The organism is Burkholderia sp. B21-005, assembly GCF_020843965.1.
GTDB lineage: Bacteria > Pseudomonadota > Gammaproteobacteria > Burkholderiales > Burkholderiaceae > Burkholderia > Burkholderia ambifaria.
In genome coordinates this window covers 483,238-498,757 of record NZ_CP086303.1, presented here as the reverse complement: position 1 = coordinate 498,757, position 15,520 = coordinate 483,238, and the positions used below count along the sequence as shown (strand labels likewise).

General features: G+C 64.4%; 17 protein-coding genes and 1 pseudogene. 10 read left to right on the top strand and 8 right to left on the bottom strand.

What is annotated here, in order from left to right; translation table 11 throughout:
- Positions 1–11 precede the first annotated feature (11 nt).
- The 3 genes from LMA02_RS32835 to LMA02_RS32825 are packed head-to-tail and all read right to left on the bottom strand — an operon-like array spanning position 12 to position 920.
- Positions 12–254: a hypothetical protein gene (locus LMA02_RS32835; RefSeq protein ID WP_228910820.1), complete on the bottom strand. Its 243-nt coding sequence runs from the start codon at positions 252–254 to the stop codon at positions 12–14.
- Between the two features lie 46 nt (positions 255–300).
- On the bottom strand, positions 301–576 hold the full coding sequence (locus tag LMA02_RS32830; protein ID WP_228910818.1) for a hypothetical protein: 276 nt from the start codon (positions 574–576) through the stop codon (positions 301–303).
- The gene (locus LMA02_RS32825) at positions 573–920 is read right to left on the bottom strand and encodes a hypothetical protein (RefSeq protein WP_209821029.1); all 348 of its coding nucleotides are present in this window, start codon (positions 918–920) and stop codon (positions 573–575) included. The genes LMA02_RS32830 and LMA02_RS32825 overlap by 4 nt, the downstream gene beginning before the upstream one ends.
- A gap of 437 nt (positions 921–1,357) precedes the next feature.
- Between LMA02_RS32825 and LMA02_RS32820 the strand changes: the two genes are divergently transcribed.
- From LMA02_RS32820 to LMA02_RS32810, 3 genes are all read left to right on the top strand, one after another.
- Positions 1,358–1,765 carry a transcriptional regulator gene (locus LMA02_RS32820; RefSeq protein WP_228910816.1) on the top strand — a complete coding sequence of 136 codons (408 nt, stop codon included), beginning with the start codon at positions 1,358–1,360 and terminating at the stop codon, positions 1,763–1,765.
- A gap of 428 nt (positions 1,766–2,193) precedes the next feature.
- Positions 2,194–3,009, top strand: a complete 816-nt coding sequence (locus tag LMA02_RS32815; protein WP_228910903.1) for a DUF817 domain-containing protein — start codon at positions 2,194–2,196, stop codon at positions 3,007–3,009.
- Positions 3,010–3,196: 187 nt separating this feature from the next.
- Positions 3,197–4,120, top strand: coding sequence for a LysR family transcriptional regulator (locus tag LMA02_RS32810; RefSeq protein ID WP_228910814.1), 924 nt, complete (start codon positions 3,197–3,199; stop codon positions 4,118–4,120).
- A gap of 114 nt (positions 4,121–4,234) precedes the next feature.
- Here the strand turns inward: LMA02_RS32810 and LMA02_RS32805 are convergent, their stop codons facing one another.
- On the bottom strand, positions 4,235–5,497 hold the full coding sequence (locus tag LMA02_RS32805; RefSeq protein WP_228910812.1) for an MFS transporter: 1,263 nt from the start codon (positions 5,495–5,497) through the stop codon (positions 4,235–4,237).
- Between the two features lie 294 nt (positions 5,498–5,791).
- Between LMA02_RS32805 and LMA02_RS32800 the strand changes: the two are divergent.
- Together LMA02_RS32800 and LMA02_RS32795 are read left to right on the top strand one after the other, a co-directional pair.
- Positions 5,792–5,931, top strand: a pseudogene (locus LMA02_RS32800) (IS256 family transposase); the annotation flags it as partial.
- 85 nt (positions 5,932–6,016) lie between these two features.
- Positions 6,017–7,420 carry an MBL fold metallo-hydrolase RNA specificity domain-containing protein gene (locus LMA02_RS32795; RefSeq protein ID WP_228910810.1) on the top strand — a complete coding sequence of 468 codons (1,404 nt, stop codon included), beginning with the start codon at positions 6,017–6,019 and terminating at the stop codon, positions 7,418–7,420.
- 137 nt (positions 7,421–7,557) lie between these two features.
- Here the strand turns inward: LMA02_RS32795 and LMA02_RS32790 are convergent, their stop codons facing one another.
- Positions 7,558–8,478 (bottom strand): LysR family transcriptional regulator, encoded by a 921-nt coding sequence (locus LMA02_RS32790; protein ID WP_034177017.1) that lies wholly within the window; start codon positions 8,476–8,478, stop codon positions 7,558–7,560.
- Positions 8,479–8,573: 95 nt separating this feature from the next.
- Between LMA02_RS32790 and LMA02_RS32785 the strand changes: the two genes are divergently transcribed.
- From LMA02_RS32785 to aroE, 5 genes are read left to right on the top strand one after another with little or no spacing between them, the layout of a single operon-like run.
- On the top strand, positions 8,574–9,524 hold the full coding sequence (locus LMA02_RS32785) for a ketopantoate reductase family protein (protein WP_228910808.1): 951 nt from the start codon (positions 8,574–8,576) through the stop codon (positions 9,522–9,524).
- Complete coding sequence (locus LMA02_RS32780; protein WP_175698792.1) at positions 9,521–9,913, top strand: VOC family protein; 393 nt, start codon at positions 9,521–9,523, stop codon at positions 9,911–9,913. The genes LMA02_RS32785 and LMA02_RS32780 overlap by 4 nt, the downstream gene beginning before the upstream one ends.
- Before the next feature lie 2 nt (positions 9,914–9,915).
- Positions 9,916–10,374 carry a MaoC family dehydratase gene (locus LMA02_RS32775; protein ID WP_006752563.1) on the top strand — a complete coding sequence of 153 codons (459 nt, stop codon included), beginning with the start codon at positions 9,916–9,918 and terminating at the stop codon, positions 10,372–10,374.
- A complete protein-coding gene (locus LMA02_RS32770; RefSeq protein ID WP_166722658.1) occupies positions 10,374–11,597 on the top strand; it encodes a CaiB/BaiF CoA transferase family protein in 1,224 nt (407 codons plus the stop codon). The genes LMA02_RS32775 and LMA02_RS32770 overlap by 1 nt, the downstream gene beginning before the upstream one ends.
- Entirely contained in the window at positions 11,594–12,427 is an 834-nt protein-coding gene (aroE, locus tag LMA02_RS32765) for a shikimate dehydrogenase (protein WP_228910807.1), read from the top strand. Before LMA02_RS32770 ends, aroE begins: the two co-directional genes overlap by 4 nt.
- Positions 12,428–12,475: 48 nt before the next feature.
- On the opposite strand, the gene LMA02_RS32760 is transcribed toward aroE, so the two are convergent.
- The 3 genes from LMA02_RS32760 to LMA02_RS32750 all read right to left on the bottom strand — a co-directional run bounded on the left by LMA02_RS32760 (position 12,476) and on the right by LMA02_RS32750 (position 15,481).
- A complete protein-coding gene (locus LMA02_RS32760) occupies positions 12,476–13,363 on the bottom strand; it encodes an ABC transporter permease (protein WP_228910806.1) in 888 nt (295 codons plus the stop codon).
- The gene (locus LMA02_RS32755) at positions 13,360–14,301 is read right to left on the bottom strand and encodes an ABC transporter ATP-binding protein (protein WP_416378699.1); all 942 of its coding nucleotides are present in this window, start codon (positions 14,299–14,301) and stop codon (positions 13,360–13,362) included. Before LMA02_RS32755 ends, LMA02_RS32760 begins: the two co-directional genes overlap by 4 nt.
- Positions 14,302–14,425: 124 nt before the next feature.
- Entirely contained in the window at positions 14,426–15,481 is a 1,056-nt protein-coding gene (locus tag LMA02_RS32750; RefSeq protein ID WP_228910804.1) for an ABC transporter substrate-binding protein, read from the bottom strand.
- Positions 15,482–15,520: the final 39 nt, after the last annotated feature.

Sequence of the window (15,520 nt, the reverse complement as noted above, 5' to 3'; positions counted from 1 at the left end):
ACGACCGGGACTCAGGCTCCCCGCACCATGCTCAGGACGATCTTTGCGCCACGAACTGCCAGCCACAGACCGCCGGACAGCGCCGCAATCGCCATCACCGCAGCGATCGTCGACGTGTAGTCGATACCGCCCGTCAGAGCCGTGTAATCCGGACCCGTCCCGGCTGCAAACGTCATCGGCGCAGCAACTGCCGCCGACACGCCCACCACCGCAACCGCGCAACGACGCACACCCACCTTGAGACCTTTCAACATCACTCACCCCTTAGCTTCGAAAACCGGGAAGCGCCCGGCACGCATGTCACAGCCGCCGAATCGCGTTGACGACCGTCCCAATCCCTTGACTCGCGAAATACAGCACCAGCACCGATGTAAAAGCCAAACTCCAGAAGCCGAACGCCTGCGTGTAATCGAAAGGCGTCACATCGCCCGAGCTATCGACAAGCGCCAGATGCAGCACCGACACCGTACCGGCAGTTCCATCGCTCGCCGTACATGCCACCGCTTGACCACCCAACGACACGGAAACGGCAGACGCTCCGCGCACGCATGCCGCCACGTCGATACCGGTACTCACGGCGCAGGTGCCGCAACGCCCGCCCCCGGCTTAGCTACCGGTTTGGGCTTGTTCGCGGGCATCCACGACACGATGCGCGGCACCATCCGGCCCGCATCCTGCCCGTACCCCTCACCGAGCCGGTACGAAACTAGGTATTCCTCACCCGCCACCACTTGAACCTTGTCATCGAACAAGGTTGTTTTGGCAACGAACGATCCATCGATCAGTTCGCCCGACTCCGGATCCTCATAGCTCGACTCGACAAAGCAATGCAAAACACGCATGTCACGCACCTGCCCGGTTTTCTTGCTCGTGATCTTTTCGTTGTCGATCTTCAACACACGGATTTTTTCGCTAGCCATCTCGTTTGCTCCAGATTAGGACTACTACGTGTAGTCGATTCGCTTAGTTGGTCGTCGGGCAACCCGACAGATTTAACGCTCCAGATACTTCAGATCACTACAGGCACCGCAACCGCCCGCACGGTCAACACCACACCATGCGCACAACTCCTCAACTACCTCAACCGGGACGTTGGTGAAATCCGTCCGACGAATCTCCGACGCCATCGACCGCACTGGACGGCTTACACGGCCATCGAACAGATCAGCCGTCACAAAATCACGAGGACACTTAGCCATGGGGGTTCCGTCTCTCTGTCACCAGCGGACAGGCGCCGGTTTACCTTTCCGCCGAAGCTGCTAGACTTGCCGCTAAGACAGGCATGAAAAAATTTTCCTAGTTATCTAAATTTCAGCCCATTATTTAGATGATCAGGAAAAAAGTCAAGGGAAAAGATATGAAAATTGGTGAACTGTTAGATGCTGCGAAACGAAAACAGGGATCGCTTGGATCGGTCGCCAAGCAGATGGATATCGAGCAATCCCGCCTCTCGAAGTGGCGCGCCGGCCTACTGAAACCCGACGCAGCACAAGTCATGCTGCTCGCCGAAATGGCAGGCCTCCCGCCATTCGAAACGCTCGCCCAGATCGAACAGGAACTGGACGCCAAAAATGCTTCTGTGTGGGCGCGCGCCCTGGGAAACCTCCGCGCGGCCGGAGTAGCCGCGACAGTGATCCTTGGACTCTCGATCTATTCGATAACCCCTAGAAACGCATCTGCCGCTGTCACAAATTTTGTGACACCCTCACCCGCCGACGCCGCACCAAATATGAAAAATGGGGGCAAAACTTTACTTATTATGTAAAATGTAATTAGTTTTGCCGATCCATGACGTCAGCGGTGTCGAGGTTCACCGCTACCGTCATCGGACCATTCGATGACGAATACCATATTCTCCGGTGAAGGACGCGAATGATCGGTCACGTCAACGATAGACACGAAGCTTGGAAAGCGGAGTTCTTGTACCAGGAAAGCGCCTCAACGGTGGGTAGTTTCTGAGGCGTTAGCGGGCACGAGGCCGGGATAGCCGGATTGGAAAGCGTGGAGCGACTATCATACTGGCTACCTCGTTATCCAGAGCGAATTTAATGCTAGGTACTTTGTGGGCATCGATGAACAGCTCACACTCAACCTGTCTTCAGTGCCTTTCCCCCATCTATGCCCCGTTCCAACTCGATTCAATGCCCGCCGCGCGCATCCCGCCCTCGTCTGAACGCCTTGGATGACTGGCTCATGGCGCCGCCGTTACCCGGCAGGCTGGATGGATTCAGGCGCTTTGTTCGGGAGTTTTTCTTCTTCGGCCTGAAGGAAGCGCGTAGTTGTCTGTTCGCCGGTTTGTTCTTCCTGGCGGTGTTCGCCACGCCGCTCGCCGGGCTCTGGGGCGTGCCGCGTTATGATGTACTACTAATCGCTGCACTGCTTATTCAGGTGGCCATGGTTTGCACGCACCTGGAGACGCTGGACGAACTCAAGGTCATCTCGCTGTTTCATTGCGTGGGTTTTGCGCTGGAGGTGTTCAAAACCTCGGGCAGCATCCAGTCCTGGGCTTATCCCGACCCTGCCTACACAAAACTATGGGGCGTGCCCTTGTTCTCCGGCTTTATGTATGCCGCCGTGGGCAGCTACATCATCCAGGCCTGGCGGCTATTCGATCTGCACATACGTCATCATCCCCCGCACTGGATGGCGGCGCTGATCGCAGCGCTTATCTATGTCAATTTTTTTACCCACCACTATATTGGCGACTACCGCTGGTATCTGGCAGCCTGCGCTCTGGGCCTGTATGCTCGGACCACGGTGGTGTTTCGTCCACTGGATCGAAACTACCAGATGCCGTTACTGCTGGCCTTCGTGCTCATTGGCGGTTTTATCTGGCTGGCCGAAAACATCAGCACCTTTGCGGGCGTATGGCGCTATCCGAACCAGATCGGAGCATGGTCGGCCGTGCACGTGGGAAAATGGAGTTCATGGTCCATGTTGGTCATCATGACCTTCACTATCGTGGCCAATCTCAAGCATATCAAGCAGCGCATCCACGTGCCGCGCTGAGGTAATCGTCAATGACCGATCCTGGTGACGCGGGTCGCGGCGGCGGCGATGGGTGGCATTCCTTTCGACGATAGTGTTCACGCGTCCGCTGGTTGCGACATCTCAACACCACCGGCCGGAAAACAACGGGCGAACCTGTTTTATCGTCTTCCAGAATAACCAAATTCTTCCGATTATCGAGGGGACTATGGATTTGCTGGCGGCCATGCGGATATTCGTGCGGGTTGTCGAGCGTGGCAATTTATCGAGGGCCGCGAAAGATCTCGGCCTGGGCCAACCTACCGTTAGCGACCGCGTCGATCGGCTCGAACGGTTTCTCGGCGTCAAATTGCTGCTCCGGAACACGCGTGCGGTGTCGTGCACCGACGAAGGCATTCTGTTCTATCAACGAAGCAAGATCGTGCTCGACGCGGCCGACGAGGCGCGGGCCGTCGTCACGCTCGGCAACAACATCGTGCGTGGGCGCATTCGCATTGCCGCCCCGCATGGGTTCGGCGAAGTCGTGCTGCCGGAAATCCTCGCGGTAATCCGCGAACATAATCCGCAGCTCCATATCGATCTCGTCCTGAATGACGAAATCACCGACCCCGTCACCGAGGGCGTCGATATTTCATTGCGGCTCGGCCAGATCAGCGATGGCAATTTCGTCGCGCGTCGATTGGGTTACGTACGACGCGTCCTGGTCGCGTCGCCGCTTTATATCGAAAAGCATGGGCTGCCAGAGGAACCGACCGACATCGTCGGGCACCCATTCATTCGCGTCACGGGGCGCTTCAACGACGGCCAGCTCCGCCTGATGAGCCCGTCGAAATCGGTGCGGCCGACGCCGATCAACGTCGTCATCAGCACCAGCCACTGGCGGCCGGTCTACGAGCTACTGCTGAACGGCGCGGGTATCGGCGTCCTTCAGGAACCCGTCTGCATCGACGCCCTGGAATCCGGCCGGCTCGTCAGGCTGCTCCCGGATTACACGGTACCGGGATTCGACCTGCATGCGCTGCTGCCGGTCACGCGGCCCGTCCCTTCGAAGACACAGGTCGTCATGAAGATCATCGAGGAGTATCTGCCAAAGGTGATGGCGCGGGCTGCGGACGGCGCGCTCGACATGTAGCGCACAGCGCCAGCAAGCAGCGCGGCGCCGATGACCCGGACAGGCCGTCCAAGCCTGCGAAGGTCGCGCCCGGGCCGCATCGCGACACCGATGCGCGCCCCGGGAGAAGACACATCAGTCGTAGGCGCGCGAGCCGACGGACACGATCGGCACGGACCACTTTCGGCCATACGCCAGCATCATCACGAAGCTGAGGACGAAACTCAGGCCGCCGACCATCAGCAGGCCGAGCTCGCCGAGCACGGGCAACAGGTTCGTGAGGAAGCCCGTCACGACCCAGGCGATCGCCATCACGGAGCCGGCGACGCCGAGCGCCCAGCCCTGGCGATCCTCGGTCACCGCGTCCGAATACGCGGTGTACATGGTGGTGTATGCAACCATGTCGAAGCAGCCGACCACCATGCCAAGCACCCAGAGCGTGTTTTCGTGCGGAAACAGCGCCGACAGCACTTGTCCGATGCCCGCGATCAGCAGGCCCGTCTTCGCGATGTCGACCACGCTCCAGATTTTCAGCATCAGCCGCACGATCACCATCAGCCCAAACACGAAGGACATGCCGATCAGGCCGCTGAACAGACCGAGCTGCGAGCTGGTGTAATGGAATTTCGCCTGCAGCACCAGCATGATCGTCTGCAGATACAGCCCGTAGCCGACCTGCATCAGGAAGAACACGATCGACAGGAACGCGATGCGGCGGTGCGTGCCGGCCTGGTAGATGATCCGCAGCGGCATCAGCAGGTCCACACGCGTGTTGCCGGTCGGCGCGACCGCGTTGCGATATGACCAGAACGTCCAGAGCCCGCAGACGACCGACAGCGCGGCGACCAGCAGTAACGGCGTGCCGTAGTTGAAGAACGGTGCGATCGTGCGATCCGACGTGACGCCGCCGAGCACGGGGCCGACGATGACGCCCGCGCTGAACGCGATCGACATGATGCTCATGTTGTACGCCTTGGTTTCCGGCGTGCTCATGTCCGTGATCGCGGCCTGCGCGATCCCCTGGCAACCGGCCATCAGGCCGCTCAGGCCGCGTCCGATCAGCAACAGCACGATACTCGGCAGCAGCGCGCCGACCGCCATCAGGAAGTAGCTGAGCGCCAGGCCGAACACGCACAGCAGCATGATCTTCCGCCGGCCGTAGCCGTCGGACAGCTCACCCATCAGCGAGGAGCCGAAGAACATGCAGAACGGATAGACGCCGTACCCGAGCCCCAGGTAGAAATTGCGGAGTTGCGGACTCGTATCGGCCACGATGATGCCGGATTGGGGGTCGGAGAAGATCGCCGCCATGATCGGGTACACGAGCCCGAACCCCATCGCGTCGATCGCAATGGCGAGCAGGCATGGACCCAGTCGTTTGATATTGAGTTTGGACATGAATGGCCTCGGTAGTAACGTGACGGCTACGGTAGTCGAGGGCCGGTTTTGCGAGTAGAGACGTATCTGCGATAGAAATTATCGTAGTTACCGATAACCAATGATTTCCTTTCAGAAACGCAGGGAAAGGCTGATGGCAACGGGTTCGCGGTCCGCCTGGGCATGGGTGCACGGATGGGAATTTAAAAGGAGGACGTAATAGACGGACAGCTCGACGAAGACTTTCCGGGGTTCTGTCGCATGAACGTCTCTTCGTTGATGCCGCGCTTGTTCTTTGCAGCCTTCGAACTAGCACAGGCCCTGATGCTGGCGTTCAACAAGGCGGTCATCGAGCCTGCGAAGGGCGCTGAGATGAATCCGCATCTGCCCTCCCCACCGTGCCAGCCCAAGCCGCCGGTCAGGCCGCCGAGCGCAACGGCGCCAGCGGCAAATCCCCCAATTCCTGATTTCGGTCAACCGTTTCTCGCACGTTCGGGCTGTAATCGAATTACTGTCCCGTCGACTCCGATGAGGCGATCCATGAAACTGACTTTTCTCGGCGCGACCGAAACCGTGACCGGGTCGAAGTACCTGATCGAGCACGGCAGCCGGCGCGTGCTGGTCGATTGCGGCCTGTTCCAGGGTACGAAGAACCTGCGGCTGCGCAACTGGCGGCCCCTGCCGGTCGCGCCCGACACGCTGGACGCGGCCGTGCTCACCCACGCGCATCTCGATCACTCCGGCTATCTTCCGGTGCTGGTGCGCGAAGGTTATCGCGGCCCGGTGTACTGCACGGCGGCCACGGCCGAACTCTGCGAGGTCATGCTGCGCGACAGCGCGCGGCTGCAGGAAGAGGAAGCCGACTTCGCGAACCGGCACGGTTATTCGAAGCATCATCCGGCGCAGCCGCTTTACACGCTGGACGACGCGCAGCGCGCGCTGCGCCTGCTCAAGCCCGTTGCGTACGACGAATGCACCGCGCTGGGCGGCGACCTGGCGTTCCGTCTGCTGCCGGCCGGGCACATCCTTGGCGCGGCGAGCGTCGTGATGCACTGGGATCACAAGGTGCTCGCCTTCTCCGGCGACCTCGGCCGGTATCACGATCCGATCATGCAGCCGCCGCGGCCGCCCGCCCATGCGGACTACGTCGTCGTCGAATCGACGTACGGCGACCGGCTGCACCCCGCGTCGGATCCCGAGAACGAGCTGGCCGCCATGTTCGACAAGACCTTCGCACGCGGTGGCGTTGTCGTGATGCCCTGCTTCACCGTCGGCCGCGCGCAGGAAATCCTGCACTACATCGCGCGGCTGAAGGCGTCCGGGCGCATGGCGCGCGTCCCGGTCTTCCTCGACAGCCCGATGGCGACGGACGTGACGGAGATCTATCGCCACCATATCCTCGAACATCGCCTGACCGTTTCCGAGGCGAATACGCTGGGCCACGCGGCGACGATGGTCCGCTCGATCGACCAGTCGAAGGCGATCGCCGAACACCATGGCCCGATGGTCATCATTGCTGGCAGCGGGATGGCGACAGGAGGACGCGTGCTGCATCACCTGAGCCGCTATGCGCCCGATGCGCGCAATACGATCGCGCTGGTCGGCTACCAGGCCGCCGGCACGCGCGGCGCGGCGTTGGCCGCGCACGAGCCAACGCTGAAGATTCACGGCGAGTACGTCCGTGTGCGTGCGCAGGTCGAGTCGATCACGGCGCTCTCGGCCCATGCCGACTATGAAGAGATCCTCACGTGGCTCGGCACGATGCAGTGCGCCCCCGTCCGCACCTTCATCACGCATGGCGAACCGGCTGCCGCAGATGCGTTGCGGCGGCGTATTACGGAGCGCCTGCAGTGGCCGTGCGAGGTGCCCGCTTACGAGCAATGCGTCGATCTGGACGAGGTCGCAACCGGTGGCGAGCAGGAATCCGCCGCGATAGCGTCCTGACTGATCTGAGGGTGATGCCGGCGAATCGCCGAATGCGCGTGACGGGAAGCAGACCCTCGCGCCGGATCCCGTCACGCGGGGCGCGTCGAGCGCGTCATCCGCGCCACGACCGACGGCAACCGGGGCGCGTCCCCCCCTCAACGCGCGTTCGCGAACAACTGAACCACGACGCCGCGCAGCCAGCGATTGCCTGCTTCGTGGTGATATCGCGAGTGCCAGTGCTGTCGGACCGCGAAGCCCTCGACCTCGATCGGACAGGCATGCACCGTCAGGTCATTGGCCTGAGCCAGCGTCTCGCCGATATGGCGCGGCAGCGTCGTGATCAGGTCCGTGCTCTGGATGATCGCGCCCAAACCCAGAAACCCCGGCAGCCCCAGCACGACCTGACGTTCGATACGCTCCCGCATCAGCGCCTGATCGAGAAGCTGCGCGCCCGTTCCAGCCGTAATGGCCACATGGCCCTCCGACCGATACTGTTTCACGCCGAGGCGACCGCGAATCCTCGGGTGATGGCGATTGGCCAGGCACACCCAGTCCTGGTCGTATAGTTTCTGCTGGTAGATGCCACCGCCGAGCCACGGCACATAGCCGATCGCGAGATCGGCTTCGCCCGACTCGAGCGCCCGTTCCGTATTGCCGTCGATCCTCGCCGCCTCCAGCCGGACGCCCGGCGCCTGCGCGCGAACGTGTGCGAGAAGCCGCGGCAGCAGCGTGACATGGCTCGCATCGGTCATGCAGATGCGAAACCGGCGCTGGGCAGTCGCCGGGTCGAACGCGATCTCCCAGGCCGCGAAGCGCCGCAACGATTCGAGGATTTCCCGGCACGGGCCGATGAGCGCGTCGGCCTGCGGCGTCGGCGCCATGCCGCCGGGCGTTCGAATGAACAGCGGATCGTGAAGGTGTTCCCGCAAGCGCCCGAGCCAGATGCTGACGGTCGGCTGGCTTTGTCCGAGTTGCTCGGCCACACGGGTGACGCTGCGCGCGTCGTACAGCAGATCGAAAAGCTGCAGCAGCTTCAGATCGGGAAGATCGGTCGGAATCATCGCATTATTGTCCATCGCAATAACGTCATTGTAGTCATTGCATTGTCAGCATGACGGGCAACTTCTATCGTGCAGCGATACGTCAACCCTGCATGACATCGGAGAAACCCATGAAGATTGCAATGCTGGGCGCCGGCGCGCTGGGCTGCGCGATTGGCGCCGCCCTGACCGAAGGCGGCCACGAGACCTGGCTGATCGCCCGCTCGCCGTCGCACGTCGGCGCGATGTGCCGCGACGGCCTCCAGGTCGACGATACGAGCGGATCCCGGCGCGTCCGCGTCCGTGCGACGACGCAGGCGGACGACGTCGGCGTAGCGGATCTGGTGATCGTGCTGGTCAAGTCATTCCACACCGACGCGGCCATGCGCGGCGCGCAGGGGCTGATCGGGCCCGATACGCTCGTGCTGTCGCTGCAGAACGGCCTCGGGCACGAGGACATCCTCGCCGACGTCGTCGGCCGCGAGCGCGTGCTCGCGGGCAAAACCTACGTCGGCGGCGTGCGGCGCGGCGACGCGCACATCGAATCGGGCGTCGCAGGCAAGCTCACCTTCATCGGCGAACTCGACGGCCGCATCACACCCCGCCTCCAGGCGATCGCCGACGCATTCAACGCCGCGGGCCTCGCAACGACCGTCAGCGACAACATCGTCGGCACGATGTGGGACAAGCTGCTCGTCAACGTCGCCACGGGCGCGCTCACCGGCATCACCGGCCTGACCTACGGGCAGCTCTACGGCGAGCCGCTGCTGAAGGCCACGTCGCTCGCGGCCGTCGCCGAGGCGATCGGGGTCGCGCAAGCGGCCGGCGTCAGGCTGTCGATGACGGACCCCGAGCAGGCTTGGACGCTGGCCGCGGAGGGCCTGTCCGCCACGTTCAAGACATCGATGCTGCAGAGCCTGGAGAGAGGGGCGATGACCGAAATCGACTTCATCAACGGATCGGTCGTGCGCTGGGGACAGCGATACGGCGTGCCGACTCCGGTCAACACGACGCTGGTTGCGTGCATCAAGGGAATCGAGCGCGCGATGACCGATCGCCAAGCGAAGGAGGTGGTCGCATGAGCGCCACGAAAGCTTATCTGGAACACGTCGCCATCTGGGTGAAGGACATCCATTGGCACATCCGCTTCTTCGAGGACGTGCTCGGCATGACGATGCGCGAGGTGGACGGCACCGTCGACGCGCCGCGGCAGTACTGGACGCTCGGCGGCCTGCAGTTCATCCATGCGCCGGGCTGGGACGGCCCGGAGGGCCGGCTCGGTCATCTGGGCGTGATGTGCGAGGACCTGGAAGCCGCGCTGGCCGCGGCGCAAGCGTACGGCGTGACCGACATGCCGCAGGGGCGGAACTGGCTGCGCTTGCCGGACGGCCTGGTCGTCGAGCTCATCCAGGCAATGCCCGCCTCCTGTGTCGCGCAGGCGCTGGCGATCAACCCTCGGACGGAGGCATGACCATGACGATCGTCGAAAAATACTGGGACGATGCCCGCGAGGGCGACGCGTGCACGAGTCCGAGCTACACGGTCACCCAAGCGCGCATCCTCGCTTACGCCGACCTCACCGGCGACCACACGCCGGTGCACGTCGACGAGGCGTACGCGAACGCGAGCCACTTCGGCTGCCTCGTCGCGCACGGCCTGTTCGGGCTGTCGATCGCCGACGGCCTCAAGACGCAGAGCGACTACCGTTTCCTGCCGGGCATGTCGCTCGGCTGGACCTGGGACTTCCTGCTGCCGATCAAGGTGAACGACGTGCTGCACGTGACGTTCCGCGTCGGCTCGATGCGGGCGAGCAAGAGCCGCCCGGGCTGGGGCATCGTCGTGCTGCCGTCGGAGTTGATCAACCAGGACGGCCAGGTCGTCCAGCGCGGCGAGCATCGGCTGATGGTGCCGCGCCGGCCGGGAGCGTTCTGATGCAGGCCCGCCCTCTCGAAGGTATTCGCGTCGTCGACTACAGCCATTTCCTGGCCGGCCCCTATGTCGGACGCTGCCTCGCGGCGCTCGGCGCCGAAGTGATCAAGGTCGAACGCCCCGGCACCGGCGACGCCGGCCGCCAGCATGCGACGGTACTCGACGACCAGCAAAGCGGCTATTTCCTGCAGCTCAACATGGGCAAGCGCGGTGTCAGCGTGAACATGAAGGACGCGCGCGGCAAGGCATTCATGCAGCGGCTGTGCGACTCGGCGGACGTGTTCATCGAAAACTACCGGCCAGGCGCGCTGGACAAGCTGGGGCTCGGTTACGCGGAGTTGTCGGCCCGCAATCCGGCGCTCGTCTATTGCTCGATCTCGGCATACGGACATACCGGTCCCGATGCGCATCGCGCGGGCTTCGGGCTGATCGCCGAGGCGAAGAGCGGCATCATGCAGATGGTCGGCACACCGGGCGAGCGGCCGCCGCTGCTGCGGATATCGCTCGGCGACATGTACACCGGCATTCACGCGGTCGCGGCCATCAACGCCGCGCTGTTGGGTCGCGTGAAGAGCGGCCGCGGGCAGCACATCGACATGGCGCTGTACGACACGCTGGTATCCATGCACGAATACGCGGTCCAGTGCTACACGCTGCAAGGCGTGCTGCCCGAGCAGACCGGGCACGACATGCCGACTTCGACGCTCTACGGCGTGTTTCGCGCGGCGGACGGCGATCTCGTGATCGCCGCGCAGGTCGACGACGCATGGAAGCGCTTCGCCGCGCTGATCGAAGCGCATGGCGGACCGGCCGGCTTCGGCGCCGACACGCGATTTCACGACAGTGTCGGACGCAACGCGCACCGCGTCGAGATCCTGTCGGTCGTCGAGCCGTGGGTGGCCGCCCAGTCCGTCGCGTCGGTGCTCGACCTGCTCGATCGCATCGACGTGCCGTGCGCGAAGGTACAACGCATCGACGAGGTACTGGCGGATCCGCAGATCCAGGCCCGCGGCATGGTCGTCGAGCAGGAGCACCCGCGCTACGGCACGCTGCGCCTGCCGAATCTGCCGTTCCGGTTCTCGGATTGCGATACGACGATTCGCGACGTCGCGCCCGATCTCGGGCAGCACAACGCCGACGTCGCCCGTTCGCTCGGGTTCGAGCCTGCGGAAATCGAGGCAATGCAGGCCGATGGTGTTCTCTATTCAAAAGCGAGCCAACGATGACTGACCAGTACGCGGTGATCGGCAACCCGATCGGACACACGAAATCTCCGCTGATCCACGGCATCTTCGCGCAAGCGTCGCGGCAGGACATGCACTACTCGGCCATCGAAGGGCCGCTCGAGCCGGAAGGCGCGTTCGTCGATGTGGTGCGGGCATTCGCCGCGAGCGGCGGCAAAGGCATCAACATCACCGCCCCGTTCAAGCTCCAGGCGTTCGCGATGTCGGACGAACGCAGCGAGCGCGCCTCGCTCGCCGGCGCGGCCAATGCGCTCAAGTTCGAAGGCGGACGCATCCTGGCCGACAACTTCGACGGGATCGGGCTCGTGCGCGATATCGAGATCAATCTCGGCCTGCCGATGGCCGGCAAACGCGTGCTGATGCTCGGCGCAGGGGGCGCGGCGCGCGGCGCCCTGCTGCCCTTCCTCGCGGCCGGGCCGGCCGAGATGGTGATCGCGAATCGCGACGTCGACAAGGCGCGCGCACTGGCCGGGCAGGTCGCCGGACGCGGGCCGCTAGCGGCGTGCGGTTATGCCGATCTCGTCACGATGGGACGTTTCGATCTGGTGGTGAACGCCACGTCGGCGAGCCTCGCCGGCGATCTGCCGCCCGTCCCGCCGGGCGTGTTCAGTCCGACCGGGGCTGCGTACGAGCTTGCTTACGGCAAGCGGCTGACGCCCTTTCTCCGGCTCGCACGCAATGCCGGCGTGCGCCGCGTCGCGGACGGCGTCGGCATGCTGGTCGAGCAGGCAGCGGAAGCGTTCGCGTGGTGGCGCGGCGTGCGCCCCGAGACGGCCACCGTGATCGAACGACTCACGGTCCCGCTCGACTGAATGCGTTGCGCGAGCGCAGCGCGCGCACACGCGTTCCGATCGACGCGGTCAGTGCTGAATGCCCCAGCGGCGCACCGTCACGCGCTCGAGCGTATCGAACACGAGGTGCTCGACCAGCAGCCCGATCACGATGACGGCCGCGAGGCCCGCGAACACGCGGTCGGTGTACAGCTCGTTGCGGTTCTGGAAGATGTACCAGCCGAGCCCGCCCTGCCCGGCGCTCGCGCCGAACACGAGTTCCGCCGCGATCAGCGTGCGCCACGCGAATGCCCAGCCGACGCGCAGCCCCGACAGGATCGACGGCAGCGCGGCAGGCACCAGGATCAGCGCGATCTGCCGCGGGCCGGTGAGGCCGTAGTTGCGCCCGGCCATCTTCAGCGTGGCCGGCACGCCGGCGAAACCCGTGTACATGCTGAGCGCGAGCGGCCACAGCACCGCGTGCACGAGCACGAACAGCAGGCTGCCGGTGCCGAGCCCGAACCACAGCAGCGCGATCGGCAGCAACGCGATCGACGGCAGCGGATTGAACATCGCCGTGAGCATCGTCAGCACGTCACGGCCGATGCGCGTGGACACCGCGAGCGACGTCAGCACGAACGCGAACACCACGCCGAGCGCATAGCCGCGCAGCAGCACCGACATCGAGATACCCGTCTTCACGAGCAGTTCGCCCGACGCGATGCCCTGCACGAACGCGGCCAGCGTCGCGCCGACGGTCGGCACGAGCAGATCGTTCGCGACGATGCGCGCGATGATTTCCCACACGGCGATCAGCACGAGCGCGACGACGACGCGCCGAAACGCGCTCGCCCCGACGATGCGGCGCACCAGCGGCGCGGGTGCCGCACGTTCGGCGTCGGGCGGCGTGTCGAGCGTGCGCACGTATTCGGCGCGAACGGGCGGCAGCGGCGGCAGCGCCGGATCGATCGTGCTCATAATGCCGTGGCCTCCGTGGTCGATGCGGAATGCGTTCCCTTCGCCACGTCGGTATCGAACAGCAGATGATGAATCCGCGCGACGCTGTCGCGGAAATCGCCGCTGCCGACGCAGTCGATCGAATAGTCGTGGCTGTTGAGCTCCGCGCGCACGCGGCCCGGATGCGGCGACAGCAGCAGGATCCGGTTGCCGACGACGAGCGCCTCCTCGATCGAATGCGTGACGAACAGCAGCGTGAAGCGGAATTCGTCCCACAGGCGCAGCAGTTCTTCCTGCATCTTGCGGCGCGTGAGCGCGTCGAGCGCGGCGAACGGTTCGTCCATCAGCAGCACGCGCGGCTGCATCGCCAGCGCACGCGCGATCGCCACGCGCTGCTTCATCCCGCCGGACAGCGTATGCGGATACGCATCGGCGAACGCGCCGAGCCCGACCTTGTCGAGATAGTGCAGCGCACGCTCGCGTGCTTCGGCGCGCGACAGCTTCGCGGCCGCGCGCAACGGAAACGCGACGTTCTCGACGACCGTCTTCCACGGCGGCAACTGATCGAACTCCTGGAACACGACGATGCGGTCGGGGCCCGGCCCGTGCACGGGCCGGCCATCGAGCGCGATCGAACCCGACACGGGTTCGATGAAGCCTGCGATCGCCTTCAGCAACGTGGACTTGCCGCACCCCGACGGGCCCAGCAGCACGAAACGGTCGCTGCCGTATACGTCGAAGCTGACCTGATGGGTCGCGCGGACGATCCGCGCACCGCTCCGGTATTCGAGGCTCACGCGATCGATCGCCAGCAGGCGCTCGCTGTGCGCGCGTGCCGGTGCGGCCTGCGGCGCGGACCGGCTTGCGGCGCGTGCGTCGGTGGCGGGATGGGCGGCCGGCGCGGCCGCGCCGCGCGCCGCATACGGCGGCAAGCCGATTCGGGGGGAAGTGGCGTTCACGATCGAAACTCTTGGCGGGAAAGCATCAACATACGGCGGCGCGGCGCGCGACCCAACCAACGATTGCGCATATCGAAACCGCGTCGACGCATAAGCGTCGATCGCGACGTCGCAACGCCATCGCTCAACTGCCGCCGGCCGTCGCCGGATCGTCGAAGAAGTAGTCGCGCCACGACTTCGGCTCGTTGCGGATCGCACCGGTGCGATACATGAACTGCGCGAGCTTCAGCGTGTTCTGCGGGGCCGTCTTGAACTGCACCTGCGGATTGCGCAGGATCTTCAGCAGCAATCCGCGATCGATCTTCGACCCGTTCACGCGGATATAGGTGTCGGCCGCGCGCTCGGGATCGGCGGCGATCTGGCGGGCCGCGTCGGCGAGCGCGGCGACGAAGGCGTGGTACGTCTTCGGGTTGTCGTCGCGGAATTTGCCGGTCGCGTACAGCACCGTCGCGGAACTCGGGCCGCCGAGCACGTCGTAGGAATTCAGCACGATGTGCGCGTTCGGATTGCCCGCGAGTTCCTGCTCCTGGAACGGCGGATTGCCGAAGTGGCCGGTGATCACGTTGCTGTTCGCGAGGATCGCGGCCGTCGCATCGGGATGCGGGATCGCCTGGGTCAGCGAATCGAGCTTGTCGAACTGCTTGTCGCCCCACTGCTTCGCGGCCGCATACTGCAGCACGCGCGACTGCACCGACACGCCGACGGCCGGCACCGCGATGCGGTCCTTCGCGCCCAGGTCGGCGATCGTCTTCACGTTCGGGTTGCTGCTGACGAGGTAATACGGAAAATTGCCGAGCGACGCGACGCCCTTCACGTTCTGCCGGCCGCGCGTGCGATCCCACACGGTCAGGAGCGGCCCGACGCCCGCGCCGGCGATATCGACCGCGCCCGACAGCAGCGCGTCGTTGACGGCCGCCCCGCCCGACAGCCGCACCCAGTCGACCTTGATGTCGATGCCGGCCTTGCGCCCTTCCTTCTCGATCAGTTGCTGGTCGCGCGCGACGTTCAGCATCAGGTAGACCACGCCGAACTGCTCGGCGATGCGGATTTGGCCTTCCGCGTGCGCGGCTTGCGGCGTGCCGGCGGCGGCGCATGCCAGCGCGGCGATGAGCGTGGCGGCCAGCGCGCGGCGCGCGGACAGGGTCGTGCGGCGCAGTGCCGGCGAAAGCAGAAACGACATCGGAACTCCAGTCAGGATGGGGACAGCGGGACGACGACG